The sequence below is a fragment of the Paenibacillus sp. PastM-3 genome, assembly GCF_029893965.1.
Classification (GTDB): Bacteria; Bacillota; Bacilli; order Paenibacillales; family Paenibacillaceae; genus Paenibacillus_AQ.
The window spans coordinates 87,900-105,612 of the sequence record NZ_JARXXP010000008.1 but is presented as its reverse complement, the minus strand read 5'-3'; the positions used below and the strand labels follow the sequence as shown (position 1 = coordinate 105,612).

20 protein-coding genes are annotated in these 17,713 nt (G+C 50.7%); 8 read left to right on the top strand and 12 right to left on the bottom strand.

Annotated features, from left to right (window positions below):
* Positions 1-122 precede the first annotated feature (122 nt).
* The 5 genes from M2108_RS14255 to M2108_RS14235 all read right to left on the bottom strand — a co-directional run bounded on the left by M2108_RS14255 (position 123) and on the right by M2108_RS14235 (position 4,219).
* Entirely contained in the window at positions 123-677 is a 555-nt protein-coding gene (locus M2108_RS14255; RefSeq protein ID WP_277470073.1) for a TetR/AcrR family transcriptional regulator, read from the bottom strand.
* 204 nt (positions 678-881) lie between these two features.
* On the bottom strand, positions 882-1,232 hold the full coding sequence (locus M2108_RS14250; protein ID WP_039870351.1) for a type II toxin-antitoxin system PemK/MazF family toxin: 351 nt from the start codon (positions 1,230-1,232) through the stop codon (positions 882-884).
* 3 nt (positions 1,233-1,235) lie between these two features.
* Positions 1,236-1,517 carry a CopG family ribbon-helix-helix protein gene (locus M2108_RS14245; protein WP_039878289.1) on the bottom strand — a complete coding sequence of 94 codons (282 nt, stop codon included), beginning with the start codon at positions 1,515-1,517 and terminating at the stop codon, positions 1,236-1,238.
* 211 nt (positions 1,518-1,728) lie between these two features.
* Positions 1,729-2,910, bottom strand: coding sequence for an alanine racemase (alr, locus tag M2108_RS14240; RefSeq protein WP_277470074.1), 1,182 nt, complete (start codon positions 2,908-2,910; stop codon positions 1,729-1,731).
* 226 nt (positions 2,911-3,136) lie between these two features.
* Complete coding sequence (locus tag M2108_RS14235) at positions 3,137-4,219, bottom strand: outer membrane lipoprotein-sorting protein (protein ID WP_277470075.1); 1,083 nt, start codon at positions 4,217-4,219, stop codon at positions 3,137-3,139.
* Positions 4,220-4,490: 271 nt separating this feature from the next.
* On the opposite strand from M2108_RS14235, the gene M2108_RS14230 reads away from it, so the two are divergent.
* From M2108_RS14230 to M2108_RS14215, 4 genes are all read left to right on the top strand, one after another.
* A complete protein-coding gene (locus tag M2108_RS14230; RefSeq protein WP_277470076.1) occupies positions 4,491-6,554 on the top strand; it encodes a methyl-accepting chemotaxis protein in 2,064 nt (687 codons plus the stop codon).
* A gap of 183 nt (positions 6,555-6,737) precedes the next feature.
* On the top strand, positions 6,738-7,157 hold the full coding sequence (locus M2108_RS14225; RefSeq protein ID WP_277470077.1) for a MarR family transcriptional regulator: 420 nt from the start codon (positions 6,738-6,740) through the stop codon (positions 7,155-7,157).
* Between the two features lie 139 nt (positions 7,158-7,296).
* On the top strand, positions 7,297-7,956 hold the full coding sequence (locus tag M2108_RS14220) for a hypothetical protein (protein WP_277470078.1): 660 nt from the start codon (positions 7,297-7,299) through the stop codon (positions 7,954-7,956).
* Positions 7,949-8,257 carry a hypothetical protein gene (locus M2108_RS14215; RefSeq protein ID WP_277470079.1) on the top strand — a complete coding sequence of 103 codons (309 nt, stop codon included), beginning with the start codon at positions 7,949-7,951 and terminating at the stop codon, positions 8,255-8,257. The genes M2108_RS14220 and M2108_RS14215 overlap by 8 nt, the downstream gene beginning before the upstream one ends.
* An 11-nt stretch (positions 8,258-8,268) precedes the next feature.
* Here the strand turns inward: M2108_RS14215 and M2108_RS14210 are convergent, their stop codons facing one another.
* From M2108_RS14210 to M2108_RS14200, 3 genes are all read right to left on the bottom strand, one after another.
* Positions 8,269-9,228 carry a DUF4367 domain-containing protein gene (locus M2108_RS14210; protein ID WP_277470080.1) on the bottom strand — a complete coding sequence of 320 codons (960 nt, stop codon included), beginning with the start codon at positions 9,226-9,228 and terminating at the stop codon, positions 8,269-8,271.
* Positions 9,225-9,815: a sigma-70 family RNA polymerase sigma factor gene (locus M2108_RS14205; protein WP_277470081.1), complete on the bottom strand. Its 591-nt coding sequence runs from the start codon at positions 9,813-9,815 to the stop codon at positions 9,225-9,227. The genes M2108_RS14210 and M2108_RS14205 overlap by 4 nt, the downstream gene beginning before the upstream one ends.
* A 267-nt stretch (positions 9,816-10,082) precedes the next feature.
* Positions 10,083-11,306 (bottom strand): MFS transporter, encoded by a 1,224-nt coding sequence (locus M2108_RS14200; protein WP_481856910.1) that lies wholly within the window; start codon positions 11,304-11,306, stop codon positions 10,083-10,085.
* Between the two features lie 239 nt (positions 11,307-11,545).
* Between M2108_RS14200 and M2108_RS14195 the strand changes: the two genes are divergently transcribed.
* On the top strand, positions 11,546-12,121 hold the full coding sequence (locus tag M2108_RS14195) for a TetR/AcrR family transcriptional regulator (protein WP_277470082.1): 576 nt from the start codon (positions 11,546-11,548) through the stop codon (positions 12,119-12,121).
* Positions 12,122-12,152: 31 nt separating this feature from the next.
* Here M2108_RS14195 and M2108_RS14190 read toward each other — a convergent pair whose 3' ends face one another.
* The 4 genes from M2108_RS14190 to M2108_RS14175 form a co-directional block, all read right to left on the bottom strand.
* Entirely contained in the window at positions 12,153-12,320 is a 168-nt protein-coding gene (locus M2108_RS14190; RefSeq protein ID WP_090715444.1) for an aspartyl-phosphate phosphatase Spo0E family protein, read from the bottom strand.
* A 168-nt stretch (positions 12,321-12,488) separates the two neighbouring features.
* Positions 12,489-13,253 carry a DUF3600 domain-containing protein gene (locus tag M2108_RS14185; RefSeq protein ID WP_277470083.1) on the bottom strand — a complete coding sequence of 255 codons (765 nt, stop codon included), beginning with the start codon at positions 13,251-13,253 and terminating at the stop codon, positions 12,489-12,491.
* Positions 13,243-13,827, bottom strand: coding sequence for a sigma-70 family RNA polymerase sigma factor (locus M2108_RS14180; RefSeq protein WP_277470084.1), 585 nt, complete (start codon positions 13,825-13,827; stop codon positions 13,243-13,245). Before M2108_RS14180 ends, M2108_RS14185 begins: the two co-directional genes overlap by 11 nt.
* Before the next feature lie 135 nt (positions 13,828-13,962).
* Positions 13,963-14,379, bottom strand: a complete 417-nt coding sequence (locus M2108_RS14175) for a MarR family winged helix-turn-helix transcriptional regulator (RefSeq protein WP_277470085.1) — start codon at positions 14,377-14,379, stop codon at positions 13,963-13,965.
* A 268-nt stretch (positions 14,380-14,647) separates the two neighbouring features.
* On the opposite strand from M2108_RS14175, the gene M2108_RS14170 reads away from it, so the two are divergent.
* From M2108_RS14170 to M2108_RS14160, 3 genes are all read left to right on the top strand, one after another.
* Positions 14,648-15,184 (top strand): DoxX family protein, encoded by a 537-nt coding sequence (locus M2108_RS14170; protein ID WP_277470086.1) that lies wholly within the window; start codon positions 14,648-14,650, stop codon positions 15,182-15,184.
* 247 nt (positions 15,185-15,431) lie between these two features.
* Positions 15,432-16,550, top strand: a complete 1,119-nt coding sequence (locus tag M2108_RS14165) for a copper amine oxidase N-terminal domain-containing protein (RefSeq protein WP_277470087.1) — start codon at positions 15,432-15,434, stop codon at positions 16,548-16,550.
* A complete protein-coding gene (locus tag M2108_RS14160; protein WP_277470088.1) occupies positions 16,543-17,346 on the top strand; it encodes a TatD family hydrolase in 804 nt (267 codons plus the stop codon). The genes M2108_RS14165 and M2108_RS14160 overlap by 8 nt, the downstream gene beginning before the upstream one ends.
* Positions 17,347-17,713 lie beyond the last annotated feature (367 nt).

Below are 17,713 nucleotides of genomic sequence, written 5' to 3'. Positions count from 1 at the left end.
TTATAAAAAGTTTTATAACTACCATAAGACCGACCATCCGGTCTAATTAATGGCATAGAAAAGCTTATGCAAACTGTCCGTTAATCCGGCAGGTTGGGACTTGTCGCTCATCCGGCAATCCTTCAGGCCCGCATCCCCTGCAACAGCAGCCGTATGCCGTCCCGGTAATATTTCATTACCTCCGCCGGCCCCTCTGAGGGTGCCGTAATTTCTCTGACTCTGCCGATTCCCTCCAGCATACCACAGACAATCACCACATAATGCTCAAGGTTGCCGCTGACCAGATAGCCGGAGTCCATTCCCTCCTGCAGCAGATTACGGCAGGCCATAGCCCCGGCTTCATACAGCCGTGACAGCCGCTGGTAAATCTCCTCCGAATGGGTACGGGATCTTGCGTATTCCTCAAGTCCACCAATCAGCGGATTCTGAAAATCACCCGCGTAGTGCTCTCCAAGCGCATAAAAACGCTCCTCAATTCCTGTGATTCTGCCCCGGATCACATCCCATTCCGCAAGCCACTGCTCCGTATCCTCTTCGACGATGGACAGAAACAGCTCATCCTTACTTGGAAAATGATGATACAGGCTGCCTTTGCTCACTTTTGCAGCTATGCAGACTTCATTCATCGTAACCGCTGCGTATCCCTTTTGCACGAACAGGCTGGCTGCCCGCTGCACAATGCGTTTCTTCGTCTCTTCTCCATCCGAACGTCCTTTTATACCCGTAACCTCCTTTTAAACCGACCAACCGGTCTAATTATAGCACATGAGTTATGATGACTTCAAAATTGTTGTCGGAATCCCAGCCGTATATACTAAAAAGACGTACTGCCTACGCAATACGTCTTCCCTGTTTACACGAATATTGGTTCCTGTCCCGGTCTAGAAATCGATCAGGCCCAGACTGATTTGCAGCGAATCATCCACCTTTTTCATTGTATCATCATCAAGATGGGTGATCTTATCGGTTAAGCGTTGTTTGTCAATCGTTCGAACCTGCTCCAGCAAAATGACGGAATCCCGGTCAAAGCCGTGAGCAGCCGCATCAATCTCCACATGCGTCGGCAGCTTGGCCTTCTGGATCTGGGCGGTGATAGCCGCCACAATAACCGTCGGGCTGAAACGGTTGCCAATATCGTTCTGTATGACCAGTACCGGCCTTACTCCGCCTTGTTCAGAACCTACAACCGGCGAAAGGTCGGCAAAAAAAACGTCGCCGCGTTTAACGATCAATATCTACACCCCGCTTACTAAGCGGCCAAGAGTACTGTCTGCATCTTCCTCTGCGAGAAACGCCTCGCTTGCCATTGTCAAATTAATCTTAGCCATCTCCATGTATCCCCGCTGCATGGACTCCCGGATTGTACGCTTTCTGCGTTCCGTTAGATACAGCTTCATGGCCTGCCTGATCAATTCACTCCGGTTAGAGTTCTCCAATTGGGCTATCCCATCCACTTCCTGCAAAAGATGATCAGGCAAACTGATCATAATTCTTTTGGTGTTCTGCAAATTGGCCAACTTCTCTTCCACCCCCACAAGCCTTCTGCCCTTGTGTTCCAGTGTTACAATATACAAGGAATTTTATACAAGGAATATATGCAGATAGTATATCAAGTATGCTGCATCCCATTATAAACTAGAAATGGCGGTACGTATAGACTATATGTCACACTCGCCTATACGATAATCCTTTGTATTCTTTTCCTGTATAAGATAACCTGTCACAAAATTAGGACTTCAGCAGTGGATTCACCAGGTTGGGGGCCGCACCTTCACGTATATATACGCGCGGTACACGGTGAGCCAGCATACAGATGACTTCGTAGTTAATGGTGCCTAAATGGAGCGCCAGTTCATCCGCCGTAATAGAGGCGTTGCCCTGGCGGCCGATGAGTACAACCTCTTCGCCAGCTTGGATTTGTTCCGCTTCTCCAGCGAAAGATTTGAGCGTTACCATACACTGGTCCATGCAGATTGTTCCGACGACCGGAGCGCGGCGTCCGCGTATTAGCACCTCCGCCTTGCCTGTCAGCATGCGGGAATATCCGTCTGCGTACCCCACCGGGAGCGTTGCAATAACCTCTTCGCTGTCCGTGAAGTAGCGGGTGCCGTAGCTGATGCCATAGCCTGGCGGCAATGTCTTGATATATACCGCCTGTGTCTTCAGCGTCATTACCGGGTGTAAAGCCACGCGCTCGTGGTTCACCTCTGTTGAGGGATAAAATCCGTACAAGCTTATGCCCACACGCACCATGTTACTGGATAGGAAAGGTGTATCAATGGCCGTAGCGCTATTGCCCGTATGTATGATCGGGATTTGTATTTCCTTGTCCCGAAGCGTTTCCGCCACGCTCATGAACCGCCGGTACTGCAACAGTGTATAGCTTTTGTCTTCTTCGTCTGCTTTGGCAAAATGAGTAAACATGCCCTCCAGCTCCGCCTGCGCTGTCCGGTGCACTTCTTCGATGAATGCGGGCGCATCGGCCGGCAGAAGCCCCAGCCTTCCCATCCCGCTGTCAATCTTGATGTGTACCTTCAGCCGGTGCTCCGGATCTTCAGGAAGCTGTCTTATCGCCTCCAGTACCTCCGGCGTGAATAATGTTACGGTCACCTTGTTCTCCCAGGCAACGGCTATGCCTTCCGGTGAGGTATAGCCCAGCACCAGGATAGGAAGTAGTATTCCCGCCTGACGCAGCTCCAATGCCTCATCCAAAAAAGCCACACTAACATAGTCCGCTCCAAGCCGTTCAAGCTCCCGCGATACTTCCACTGCCCCATGGCCATACGCATTTCCTTTGACGCATCCCATAAATTTTGTTTCCGCCGGCAGAGTCGCCCGGAAAGCATCATAATTGGCACGCAGATCATCCAGATTTATCTCGGCAACTGTAGGTCGATAGCTTGCTTGCACTTCAAGGTCACCTTCTTAATTGTAGTAAAACACCGTCACGGATAACCGCAGCGTTTGTAGTCTTACTGCCAATGGTAATCTTAGCGAAGGATGCTGTCAATGTGAGCATGGCTATCTTTTTGCTGATTGTCCAGAGGTCCCGTCATCATCAGTCCAAAGTACAAAAAAGCGGATACGGCTTGTAGAGGATTGGCTCCCACAATGCACTGTATCCGCCTACTGAATATTACTTACCCGATTGTCCCTGCATAGAAGCGGCAATCTGCATCATTTCGTCAAGCGGCAGATTCGCGCTGGTAATCCGGAATTCCACGCCGTCATCCATCCAGGTGAGCGTCTGCTGCTCATCGCCCGTAAGCGCTCCTGCAGTGAATCCGAGATCGACCAGCGTTGCCGGAGCCAGCGATACGGCGCGGTCCAGCGGACGGGCTTCCATAATCGTATACTGGTAATCCCCTTCATAACGGATGAGCACCGCATGGTCTTTATTTCCTTCGATTTTGTGGTAGTCCTTGAAGGTTACACCTGCCGGTATGTATTCCGGCTCAATAACCCCGAAATCTCCCGGCTCAGCTGTTACCTGCTCCGCGTTTTCTTCCCCGGCCGGCGCTGCTACCGGATCGCCGTTTTCGTCAACCTCGGCCACTGTGCTTTGGGAAGGGGTGCCGGTTGCCATATTCTTTTGCATATCAAAAGAATCCTTGGTGAATTCCGGATCAAACTTGAAGCTGTCGAACTTCACGTCCACCACGACCTTGGCTTCGGAATCGGAGACCTGCACCTGCTTGGGCTCGTAGGTTTTTTTGGCCAGCCAGATCTTCTGCCGCACGAGTGCGCTGCTCTGGTAGTTCGCCGCCACCTCGAATACGTAGTTGTCACCTTCTTCGGTCAGCTGGCGGTTGTTGTCGGCAGTAATGCCGCGCAGCAGTGTCTGGTACAGATACACCTGACCCTGATTGTCCGGCCAGTCGCTCTGGAAGCGGAAGCTCTTGCCGAGGCTTGGGGTGAGCACGAATACTCCTTCATCGTTACGCAGCACGATCTGCGTTACATCCTTCTGAACATTGGAGAGGCTGATCCGGTAATAAGAAGGGTTCTTATACCATACCTCCACCTTATACTCCTGCGGCTGCTCGCCGGTATAGAGGGTCATCGTGCCCGACCCCTGATAGGCCCCCTGCTTGCTCTCCAGCTTGTCAGACACAGCATTCAAATCCTTCACCACGGAAGCGGCATCCTTCTTCCCGCAACCCGCGAGCACCAGGGCCACGCTCATAATGATCGCGAGTACCCATGTTATCCGGCGCATGACATCATCCCCTTAACCTGTTTTGAAAAGCATTGATTAGTACATGTCTATGAGGGACCCCACCTCAATATGCAGACGGGCATGACAAGCCGGAAGGATAATCGCGGGCGGCCCGCGGCCGCACCAAAAAGCCCATGCAGGTGTAGGGCTTTCGGGTCTGATTCACTTTGATTGAAATGGAAAGTTTTTTCATTAAAAATTTAGCTATTTACAGCCGATAATGTAACGTACCTATTTACAGGGTACAAGAAGCTAAAGGAGAATGAACATTATGGGGAAAATCAAAAAAATATCTAATACAATAAGCAATATCTCTCTGAAGGTTAAGCTTCCTATTTTATTAAGCCTGCTAGTTGCTGTAGTCCTCTTGGCAACATCCGTAACCGTTTATTTTGTCTCCTCGGATCTGTTGCTCCGGAAGAGCAAAGATGAGATACACGCAAACGGGGACCGCATAGGTGAAGGGCTGTGGACTTCAATGCAGCTGCAGGAGCAGACCTCTTATGTAATTTCAGTGCACGATACCTTCAAACAGCTATTGGATCTTAGGACACAAGGAACTCTATCGGAGCAAGAGTTTTTTTCTTCAAAAAATCCCTACTATGAAAAAGCAAATGGTATTCTTCAGGAAAGCATGAACGACAGCAGCAGCATTAGCTCCTTACTTGTTTTGGATTCTAAAGGAACTATTCTTGCAGGAACAAACACAGACAACATAGGGCAGTCCCGTGCAGACCGTGAATATTTCATAGAAGCCTTCAAGGGTCAATCTTTTATCAGCGATGCCATCCAATCCAAAAGCAGTGATAAATTATTACTTGCATTCTCCCAGCCGATCAAAGATTTGGAAGACAAGGTTATTGGCGTCTTGGCCATGACCGTAGACAGCAGCTTCTTCCTGGATAAACTGGGCAACATACAAATTAATGGCCAAGGTACAATAGAAATTTTGAGCCGGAGTGGCATTATCCTATACAACTCAACCGACCCTACCCGGATCGGACAAAGTCTTGGAGGCACCCCAGAGATGGATAATTTGCTGGCGATCAGGGCAACGGATAAGCTGATTACGCAGTCCGTCGAATTGGCGAGCGAATACCTGAGAATCAACAAAATTCCAAAGGCCGATCTTACCGTTTCCGTTATCGATTCCTACGCCGATATTAAACGTCCGATTCAGGATATGTTGATGAAAATCCTCATTGTTACGGTTGTCGCCCTGCTTGTCGCCATTGGTTTCGGTATGCTGTTGTCCCGCTCTATTACCAAGCCTGTTACCAAGCTGACCTCACTGTTCCAAACATTGGCTAACGGAGATTTGACTATAAGTGCCGATGGGCGCTATAAAAGTGAGTTCAAGGATTTGGCTGACAGCTTTAATACCATGGTCCGGCAAAATAAGGAGCTCATCACCAATATGAATCATTCGATCTCCGTGCTTAACACAAGCACCAATGAACTGGAGAAGACTTCTAAACAGACTGCCCGCTCCATCAATGAAACCTCGGTAACCTCCACGGGTATTGCCCAGGCGATGGAACTGCAGTCCAATGATACTGAGCATATCGTCGATAAGTTCTATGGATTCAGTGAGAAGTTTGCTGCGATCAACGATAATGCACAATCCGTCAGACAAAGAGCTGAGGAAATCATTGAGGTCTTCCATACAAGCAATCAGGTCGTTGATGGTTTAATTCAGATCAGTGACAAGAATGAACAAGAGGTCCAGAAAATCTCGGCGATCACAGTAAAGCTTCAGGAAAGCTCCAACAGCATAAGCAATATAACCGGAGCAATCAATCAAATCGCCGCTCAAACGAATCTGCTTGCACTGAACGCATCGATCGAAGCCGCGAGAGCCGGGGAACACGGCAGAGGTTTTGCAGTAGTGGCCTCCGAGATCCGGAAGCTCGCTGAACAGAGCACGAAGCAATCGAATGAAATCTATGAAATCATTCAACAAAATCTTGACTTTGTCGCAGAAAATAATGATAGCGTAGTAGTAATTAATAACATCACCGCCCAGCAGGATGAGCTCGTTGGAAGAACCCAGGAAGCATTCCAGACCATTCTGGACAAAATCACGGACATCACGGATCAAATTAAATCGATGGCCGACGATATTGCTCATATGCAAAAAGACAAGGACGACGTTCTCGATTCGGCTCAAAGCCTCTCGGTAACCGGTGAAGAGGTTTCTGCTTCGGTGGAGGAAGTTACCGCTACCATGGTGGAACAATCCTCCACCATTGAACAACTGGCTGAGATGGTAGAAACCATTGATCAGCTCACTAAAAATCTGGCAGAATCAGCCTCTAAATTCCGCGTCGGGTAAGTGTCCCATTCTCTGAAACCCAGGTCATTATTAGAACTTGGGTTTCTTCTGCGTTCTATGCTGAATGGGCTGTTATCATTAGGCATCATTCTTACCGCAGGACATTTCTTGCTGCTTCAGGACAATAAAGTTATAATCTCTATATATTTTAGAGATTGAAATCGTTATGGAGTGTGTCTGCCGATGAGCACGGAGCAACAAAAATCACAGGCTATTCTTAGCCTTATGGATACAATGGCTGCCGTTCAGCATAAATCACAGGTATTCATTGAACGCATCAATAAAAATGAAACCTTGAGCCAGAATCAGCTCATGCTGCTGTTTCAGCTGCAGCTTGCCGGAAGCCTGAAGATAACGGAAATTGCCGAAAGATTCGTTGTCACACCGGGCGCCGCCTCCTCCATGTGCGACAAGCTGGAAGAGGCTGGCCTGATTCAGCGGGTCCGCACGAATGAAGACCGCAGGGTGGTCAACATCGAAATTACCGGTGAAGGAACCCGGCGGATTCTGCAGCTGTTCGACAGGTTTGAGACTGCCGAGCTGCACAAGTTTACAGATACTTTGCACCAGATCAACAGCCTGATGAATGAAATTACCAGCTAAAAAGCTCCGCCCCGCACTGCCTCTGTCAATGAGGCGGTGTTTTTTTGTATCCAGAAGCAGATTTTATTTTATTGACTATATATTATAACGAGTATATATTTTAATTATTAAAATAAATTTGGATAAAGGTGATCACTACATGCTTAGTCCAGCCACCAAACAGGCCGCACCAGATATGCCTCCTTTTAAGGTAAGAGGTGCCCTCACCCGGCCCGAAGATTTGATTGCGTCCTCGGTTGATGTGTTCGGCCAGCTTAAAGTGTCAGGAACAGTGACTGCAGGCCGGCTTAAGGTGTCGGGAGAATGCCGGATTGCCGGGCATTGTCTGGCGGAACAGGTCGACAGCTTCGGAAGCCTGAGGGTACATAGCCTGGAGGCAGAGCATGTCCGTTCCAGCGGATACCTGTCGGCAGAAGAGGTTACAGCCGTAACCTTTCTGGCAAAAGGAGCGGTAGAGCTTAACCGGCTCACCGCCTCAGAGTCGGTTATCATCCGCCTGAGCGCCCGCAGCAGAATAAATCAGCTTAAAACTGAGGGTTCCTTGACTGTAAGCAGCATTTTGCCTGGCCTCTCCTTTTTCACAAAACCTTTTTACAGATTGAACTGCCGCCTGCTTGAAGGCCATTCACTTCACATTGAGCATACGACAGCTGAAAGGGTCTGCGGTAACAGGATTATCATTGGTCCAGGCTGCCAGATTGAGGAAGTCCGTTATACGGAAAGCCTGCATATCGACAAAGCTTCCACGGTAAACAAAATAACAAAAATTAACGTCCAGGAGGAACACCGGAATGAATAACACCACTGTATTCCGCAAAAATGCTGCGTCCCTTGCCGGTAAAATCTTTGCCAGCCTGTTTATGATTCCAATCCTTGGTGTATGGACGGCTGGCAGCGCCGTTTGTTCAATCATCGCGTTAATAGCGGCTGTACTCGGATTATTCGGCTGGAAGGGGATTTCACTGACCCTCTATCCCGGTTATGATCTGCCGCAGATCCTCAGTTTTCCGTTAGGGCTTGGGCTCGCTCTGCTGCTGTATGCTTCATTCGTATACACAAGACGTTTCCTCCGGCGCTGCCTGCACTTTATCAAAGCCTGAACAGCCTCCGGTTAACGGAGTGATTCGGCGATCTTCAGCACCTCGTCCCGGTCCAGCCCGTGAGTTACAATATTGTACAACACGCCATCGGCTTCCCAATCCAGATTTCGGTCATCCATCATTACAGCGTCAACACCGTTAATCTTTACCGGTTCCACTTTACCGCTGAATGAAATTTCGTAGGCCGTTTCCTTGTCGGAATAACGGAAATGCATTTTGAGGTCCTGCCCTTCATGCTCACTGCTAAAGAACAGATCCAGATACTTGCCGTTAACGCCTTCCTCCGACTTGTAGAATTCCCCACGGTCAAAAGCAAATCCCTCCGGCAGATACTCCGGCAGCTTAACCTTGAACATCGCGTATTTGTCCAGCTCCGCCCGGCTCTTCACGGCCACTATACGCTCAGCAGCTTCCTTATCACGCTGCTCCTGTTCACTTTTGGTAATCAGCTTGTCCCCGTCAAAATTAACGATCTGTTCTCCGGCGGCGTTATAAATTTCGTTAACCTTTTTGGAATCAGAAGTGATAACATTCCCGTCCTTATCGAACAGCTTTCCCTCCCATTCTTTTGGAAAATCCGGGATCTGCGCAGTATCCATTTCATGGGCAATAATGTTGCCGAGGTTGATGCTCTGAAGTACTCTGCCCACTAAGTCCTGGGCAAAGGACGGCTTGACGAAGCTGACGCTCAGCGCACCGGCTACCAGCAGGGATGCCATAATCATGGCCGGGCGTTTCCACCCTGTTTTTTTTATTTTCATAGGTTTTGCCTCCTGTTTAAGATAGATACGATTCTGTATCTTGGCAAGCACTGCCGCCTTATGAGCCTTGCTGTAATCCTGTCCGGCCAGCGCCCGGCCCAGCTCAAGCAGCTCAAGTGATTCCGCCGTTCCACTCCAGTTTGCAGTATTTTTCAGATACACGCCGTCATCAACAGCCTTTGCAAACTCCTGCATATTGTCTTTTTTCACAGCTGCTCCACGCTCCCTATTTCAGCTTTCAGCTTTTTCATGCTCCGGTACAGGATCACGCCGACGTTGCTCTCGGATATGCCGGTGAGGCTGGCGATCTCTGTGTTTTTCAGATCCGCCCCGAATTTAAGCGCCACAATATTCCGTTCCTTGGCCGTCAGAGTATCCAGTGCCATGCCCAGCCGGTTGTTGCGTTCCCCTTCCAGCAGCTGCTCGTCCGGTGTTTTTTTGCCTGATACCAGCTCACGGACCGCCTCCAGCGGAAACAACAGATTTCTCTTCCGGCTGCGGTAATAATCGTTCACGACATTTCTGGCGATGGCGAACAGCCACACCTCAAAGGGTGCTTTTTCCGGGGAGTAGCTGTGCAGCTTGGACCATGTTTTTTCAAAAACCTGACTGGTCAGGTCCTCCGCCGTATAACGGCAGCTGACGCGGTAAGCGGTATAGTTGAATATCCTCGAATAATAGTCTTCAAAAATGGAAGTGAACACCCTGTCCGTATCTGCACTAACAGCTGCAGCAGCGGGGTCTTCATCCTTCACTTTCCTGTGCCAAAACGATTGCAGCAATGCGCGCTCTTGCATCTCTCTCAAGCTCTCCTTTCTTACGCAAATTCACCGGGCCAAGTGATTTACCCCAGCTAATACGCGGACAATGGGATTTCATTACAAGCCCTGCAAAAATTCCGTCCGGATGAGCCATTCATCTCCAGTATCCCTTACTGCCGGACCGTTTGTATGCGGATTATGTTGCACTGTTACCGGTACAGCAAAAAGCCGCCCGCCGGGCCGGCAAAATCCGGCCTGATGAGCAGCTCTCCATGTCTGTGCAAGGTTCGTAAAAAAATCGTCTTACGCCTGTTTCTTCTCGGTCAGGTAATACACAAAAGCCAGTGCAGGCACCGCTATCCCGATCAGCGAGGTCAATTCCCAGCCTACGCAGGCATATGCCCAGCCTCCCAGGGATGAGCCAATCGCTCCGCCAATGAAGAAGATAGCCATGAACAGTCCGTTCAGGCGCCCCCTGGCTTCATTGCCCAGGGAATAAATCGCCCGCTGGCCCAGCACCAGATTCCCCGACACGCCCATATCGAGCAGGATGGCAGCGGCAACGAGCAGACCGAGCGCGACTGCCGAATCACTGCGGAACAGGTAAGCGATCAGAAAGGCACCGCCGGCAAGCAGAAAAGCGAATCCGGTCAGCGGACGGGTCCACCCCTTGTCAGCCAGTCTTCCGGCAATCGGTGAAGCGACAGCTCCGGCAACACCGGCCAGGGCAAACAAGGCAATACCCTGCTGGGACAGGTGATACGTATCAGCCAGCCGCAGTGAAACGGTCGTCCAGAACAGGCTGAACGTTCCGAACAGGCTGGCCTGATAGATTGCCCGGCGGCGCAGCACAGGTGTGTTCATCAGCAGCGTTCCCAGGGAGCGGATCAGCCCGCCGTAGTTCATAGCCGGAACCGGCTGGCGCTGCGGCAGCACTCTGGACAGCAGAAGAGTAAGCAGGGCAATAATAACAGCTGAAATGGCATAAATGGCGTGCCAGCCCCAGAGTCCCGAGACGAAGCTGGCCAGCGGACGGGCGAACATGATGCCGAGCAGCAGCCCGCTCATAACATTACCTACTACCCGGCCCCGGTGTTCTTCAGCAGCGAGGAACGAAGCGTAGGGTACCAGAATCTGAGCGGCTACAGAACCAAGGCCGATGAACAGGGAAGCGCCCAGGAACAGCCCCGCATTCGGAGCCAGTGTGGCCGCAACAAGGGCCGCGACGACAACAAGGAGCGAGATCACGGTCAGGCGGCGGTTCTCGATAATATCACTGAGCGGAACGACGAACAACAGTCCGATTACATAACCGATCTGTGTCAGAGTGACAATCAGCCCCGCTGCTCCGGAGGACAGGTGTGTTGCTGCGGCGATCGGTCCGACCAGCGTCTGGGCATAATACAGATTGGCAACAATAAGTCCGCAGGAAGCTGCCAGCAGAAATGTAATCCAGCCGGGCATTGCTGCGCTCTCCGCAGCCTTCTTCGCTCCGGTTACCCCGTTGATTTGACTTACCTGATTCATATGAACTCAACCCTTCGCCTTTAAATACTGAACGTTTAGTTTATTAATTATGGCTATATAATATACTGAACGTACAGTTTTGTAAATAGGTAAATGCAATATTTTCGCCTCCGCCATAAATCTGCTGCTTCACCTTTGGGATTGGCTATTTTCTCCGGATGTTTTGTATAATGAACGTATAGTTTAGTTTTGTGCCGAATGCTGTACTTGGGCTGATTATGTATCAGGAGGTCAATTTGATGGATAAAAAAAGAGGACGCCCGCGCAATAACGAAGCAGAGGCTGCGATTCTGGCTGCATCCTACGAGCTGCTGCTGGAAACAGGCTTTGAAGCAGTGACGGTGGATAAAATTGCCGAGCGGGCCAAAGTAAGCAAGGCCACCATTTATAAATGGTGGCCTAACAAAGCAGCGGTAGTAATGGACGGCTATCTCTCTGCAGCCACGGCACGCCTTCCGGTGCCTGACACGGGATCCGTAAGAGAGGATATTGAGATCCATGCCACAAACCTGGCAGTCTTTTTGCGCAGCCGGGAGGGCATGGTCATTACCGGGCTGATCGGCGAAGGGCAATCCGATGCCGGACTGGCCGAAGCTTACCGGACCCGCTTTTTTGCCCCGCGGCGGCAGGAAGCCCGCGAGCTGCTGGAACGCGGAGTAATGCGGGGTGAGCTGAAGCCGGGTCTGGATATCAGCTGCAGTATTGATCTGTTGTATGGGCCGATTTTTTACAGGCTGCTGATTACAGGCGATGTGCTGGACGAAGCTTATATCAAAACGATAACCGCCGCTGCCTTTGAGGGAATCAGACAGTAGCTGCAGCACACCTGTCAGAAGACATACCGGGCTATTCCTTCCCCCCGGAATCCATTCTTGTATATGTATTGATCAATTCATCCAGCTTCATGGACTGTCTGATTACCCGCGGATGAAGTAGTCCGTAGGTCTGTTCCATCTGATTTAGCCTGGTTCTTTCGTACTCTATTTGCTTGCGCAGGATTTTGAGCTTGTCCATCTGCACTACCTCCCGTACATATTTTAGAGGTATATGTCAAATTATAGGACTGCTAGCTCAATGCATCATGTATAGATATTCAAAATTCCGTATATGTGCTATCCTGTCCGTTTGAGCTGTACAAGGAAAAGGCCTGCCGGGGAGAACACCGGAGGCCTTTTCACCTATTCAGGATCTTGGTTTAATCACGATTCCAAGCTGCTTCAAGTAGGGTCCGAGCTCCTCATACAGCCGGCTAAACCGGGCTGTTTCCTCTTCGCCCAGCCGGTCCGGATGAATACTTCCGTCGGAGTCGGTAATTTCCGCATTATACGCTTGCAGCTCGCTTATCAGCTGTCTGAAAGCTGTCAGCTCCGTGCCGCTGAAAACCTGCTCTCCCCGGGCCAGCTGTTCCTCCCAGAAGGTACCGTTGTCGAGGGGAGGTAATTTGCCGGAAGCAGACGGCTGTGCCTCCTTTTCTATTTTCCCGAAATACGGCTCAAGCTTTACAGTTAATTCCTGATACATCTCCTGCTCCGCAGGGCTCAGCTGCTCCGGATGAAGGTTCCCTTTGTCGTCGGCAATCCTCAGATTATAGCTCCCGATATCATGCAGCAGTGCCGTTAAGGCTGCAAAATCTTCTGTGCTCAGACTGTTTTTGGCCTGCTGCAGCTTGGCCTCAAGCCTGTCATAGCCTTCGAGTGTTCCGCCATTCTCCATAAAATGTTCCTGCGAGCCGTACACGGAATCCGTCAAATACGTATATCCGGCATAAGCCCCGGTTGGAATCAGTAAAGCGGCTGCCATTACTGTGGCTACAAGCCATTTTTTCATGCGTCTTCCCCCTTGTTCCGGAGTAATCCTGCTAAGGATTCTGTCCTTCAGCTCAGGTGGAGCGCTCCAGTCCCCGGCCTCCTCCCGGAGTGCCTGCCGCAGCTGCTGTTCAAGACTCATGTACATCCTCCACCCTTCTGATCTGGATTATGTCGGCCTGATGCTTCCGGCGCAGCTTCTGCAGTGCAGCATGGATTCGCGACTTAACAGTGCCCAGCGGTATTTCCAGAATCGCAGCGATTTCCTCCTGGGAATACTCCTGCAGATAGTGGAGGATAACAACCTGCTTCAGCTTGAACGGCAATTGATTCACCGCCATAAGCAGCTCGCGGTTCGAGATCATATCCACTACCTCTCCTGCAAAATCATGCTCCATCCGCTCGGATGCCTGCTCCGCCCGCCGGATCAGGCGGAAATACCTCCACCCCCTGCGGCGGTAAGCAAGGATCTGCCGCATCACCAGTCCCATCAGCCATGGTCTGAATTCGCGGGAATGATCATAACGGCCCAGCGAGCGATGCAGCTCCATATAAATTTCCTGCACGATATCCTCAGCATTTACCTGCTCGGAAACAAGGAAACGCACGGTTCTGTACACATCCCGTACCGTCGCTTCATACAGCTCACCGTAGGCTTGGGCGCTGCCGGCCAGCGTCCGCTCAATGAGCTGCGAGTATTCTATTGGATGCTCCATCCGTCATTCCCCCTTCAGGCTTACACTATGTATTGGCAGGCCGGGCAGATTTCGTTCGGTTTATTTTGGAGCAGCTATAAAAAACAGGTCTACAAGAAGATTCCTCTTGTAGACCTGTTCCGCTGCAGCGCTGTATTACAGCTTGATTCGTTCCAGTAAACCGAGCAGCTGCTGCTTCTCTTCCGGGTCAAACCCTTCATATACCGCCGCCAGCATTGCTGCCGACACTTTCTCAAATACCGGCCGCAATTCTCTGCCCTTAGCTGTGAGGGACAGGCGGAAGATCCGTCCGTCCGTCTGATCCTGCTCCCGCTTCACATATTCCAGCCGCACCAGCTTGTCCACCAGCGCTGTAATGGTAGACTTATCTTTATCAATCGAGCTGGATAACTGATTCATCGTAAGTTCTTCCCGGATGAACAGCTGATACAGAATATCTCCATGTGAGGGGGCAATGCCGTGAATATTATGCTTTTTGAGCTCCCGTTCAATAAACCTGTTGCCGCTCCGGTGAATACGGCCAATGACCGCCAATATTTTGTTCTCGTCCATAATTACATGTTAATTTTAGCCAAATACTGTGTCAAGCCCCTGCTCAATACATCATTTAAGGAGGTTTGCGCAAGCCTTTGATGTTTTGTTTTAAATATATTCAAATTTTAGTTTGATATAAAAATTATTTCGATAATTGTGATTTATATCACACTATATGTGAAAAAAATCACTTATTATAAAGCCATCGAAGATGATCATCCGATACCACACAGAGAAAACAATCATACTGTACCGGCAAAAAACAAAACATTAAGGAGTGGATATCATGTTTAACAACTGGTTCCGTACTAATAAAATCGCTATGCTGCTGCTGACTGTCGTTCGTATATATGTTGGTTATCAATGGCTTGAGGCCGGCTGGCACAAGCTGACCGGGGGCTTCGATGCTTCGGGCTTCCTGAAGGGTGCCATTGCCAAAAGCGTCGGGGAAGATGCTACCGTACAAGCCTGGTGGGGAAGCTTCCTCCAGCATGCCGCTCTGCCGAATGTGGATTTTTTCAATCTGCTGGTTCCTGCCGGTGAATTCCTGGTCGGTCTCGGACTGATTCTGGGTACCTTCACTACCTTCGCTGCCCTGATGGGGCTCGTTATGAATGCCGCCTACCTGCTCTCGGGCACTGTAAGCACGAATGTTCAGCTGCTGCTGATGGAGGTCATTATCATCGTATCGGCTGCGAATGCCGGTGCAATCGGCCTCGACCGCTGGGTACTGGGCTACCTGCGCAGCCTGTTCCACAAAAAAGACAACTCCGCCGCTTTACGGCCTGCAGCTGCTGCTCCCGGAATGAAGCGCTCCATATAAATGAATATTCTTCATGCTGCAATGCCCCGCAGACAAGGACAACGCTCCGGCGTCCTTCTGCGGGGCATTGCTTTTTTATTATTATCCCGATCAGATGTTCCATTCTTTGCCTGCGCCGCCAAAGCGTAACAACCTTGTCTTATCAATGTTAACAGAAAGTGACCTTCATACGTTCAATTTGCTTTATACTAGTAAGAGTTACTTTTACTAGATAAATGAATAGCCTATACAAATGGAGGATTTACTCATGAAAAGATGGATCGCCAGCGTAGCTGCCGCAATGCTGATTGCCGCATGCCCGTCGGCTCTTGATATAGATAAAACGTTTGCCGCTGCACCGCTTAAACTGATTGTTGACGGGGAAGCCGCACTTACCCCCTTGCATCCGTTTATTAACCAGAATATCGTATATGTTCCAGTCCGGGTACTTACTGAATTTTATCCTGCCAGACTGCAATGGGATAACCGCCAAAAGCTGTTGACGATTACCACAGAAAGCACCAGCACGATGGTCAAACCTGGCAGCCAGCTGGTGCTCTACTATGGCAGCTCGACTGCGCTTGAAGGCAAGGCTATTCTGCGGAACGGGCGTATGTATATTCCCGCATCTGCGCTGAATCTTATATCCGGAGCCGACTTCCGGCTGGATCAGGAGAAGAATTCGGTATCCATTATATCCGGCAGTGTAAGTACAACGGTGCGTACCCCTACTGAAGCGCTTGCTGCCGCGGAGGATCACCCCGAATTCAAAATTTATGCTGCCTTGAAGGACAAAACGGCTTATAAAGGCTATGTGCTTGAGGTAAACGGACGGAAACACAAATATGACTGGCAGACCTACCGGGATCTGAGTCATCCGCCCGAGCTCTATTATGCTGATGTCAATCAGGACGGGCTGCCCGAAGCCGTGGTTATTCTGACACTGGGCACAGGAACGGGAATTGTGGAGCAGGAAATCCACGTCATTAATCCTCAGACCTGGCAGGAGCTTGCTGTACCTGAAGCCTGGGAGGCTGCCAGTCAGCTTGTATCCTCCAGCATTACTGCAGACGGGAAGGATATGCTAGTTTCACTGAAGCTTGGCGGCGCACTTCCTGCGCAGGTGGAACTGCGGCTGCCGGACCGCAGCGATGATCCGAATATCGGCGGAGCAGCAGGTATCGGTACAGTTACCTACTACAGAGTGGATAAAGGACGGCTCAAGGCTGAAGTGAACGTGACAACCGGCTTTCTGGAGAGCATCGGCAGTCTGGAGCTGATTTATAAACCGGCTGCTTCGGGGAAAGCACTGGAGCCGGAATCCGTCACCTTCCAGGCATACGATGAATATCCGGCAACGGTGAAAAAGCAGGCCGCCAATGATTGATGCCCATATTCATCTGGAGCAATATGACCCTGCTGTGCTGGAGCACATGCTGCCCGCCCTTCCAGGGCAAGGGGTTGACGGCTTAATCGCCGTCTCGATGAACCTGGATTCTTGTATGCGCACCATGGAGCTGGCCCGGAAGGCTCCCGGGCTGATTCAGCCGGCCTACGGCTATCATCCCGAGCAGCCGCTGCCCGATGAAGCAGAGCTGGCGGCGCTGCTCCGCTTTATGGAAGAACACGCCGCAGACTTGGCGGCCGTAGGTGAAATCGGCCTGCCTTATTACAGCCGGGCCGAAGCGCTGGAGCGCGGCGAGTCTTTTGCAGTGGAGCCTTATGTCCGGCTTCTGGACACCCTGCTTGGCCTTGCCGCGAGGCTCGGCAAGCCGGTGGTGCTGCATGCCGTCTATGAGGATGCACTGGCCGCCTGTGATCTGCTGGACAAGCATGGCATCCGCAATGCCCATTTTCACTGGTTCAAAGGGCCGGAGGAAGCCATCGCCCGGATGATTCAGCGCGGCTATTATATCTCCTTCACTCCGGATATCGTCTACGAGCCGGAGATTCAGGCCCTGGCCAGACGCTACCCGCCGGAGCTGGTGATGGCGGAAACCGACGGCCCTTGGCCGTTTGAGGGGCCTTTTGCCGGCCAGCCTACGCATCCGGCCATGATCCGCGATGTTGCTGCAGCCTGGGGCGCGCTGCACGGTTATTCGCCTGCACAGGCAGAAGCGCTGCTGAGTGCAAATACGGCGCGCTTTTACCGGCTGCATGAGGGTACGGGAAGCTTAGAATAGTTCGTCGTATTCTGCGGATTTTTCCGCACATTGCGAAGGGCTGTTTCCTGTTCCTACTCAGGCGAAATGCTGGACGGCAGCTCTGTTCCCCGGTGTCAGCTGGCAGTCACACTAATGATCCGCAAAGGAAATTTAGAGTGGCAGCGTCGCTATATGTACGTGGGAGTAATCCAATGTGCCGGAGGGGGCGGCGAATAGCTGTACTTCGTGCAGCTAAAACAGCTGGATTTGCCCATTGAAGCGGTTTAAGTATAGTTCATACAACTAAAAAAGCTCCATCCACGCAAAACGGCGGGAAATGGAGAATATAGCTGTACGGAATACATTTATATGTCTGAATCCGCTCAATAATCTACTTTTAGGTGTA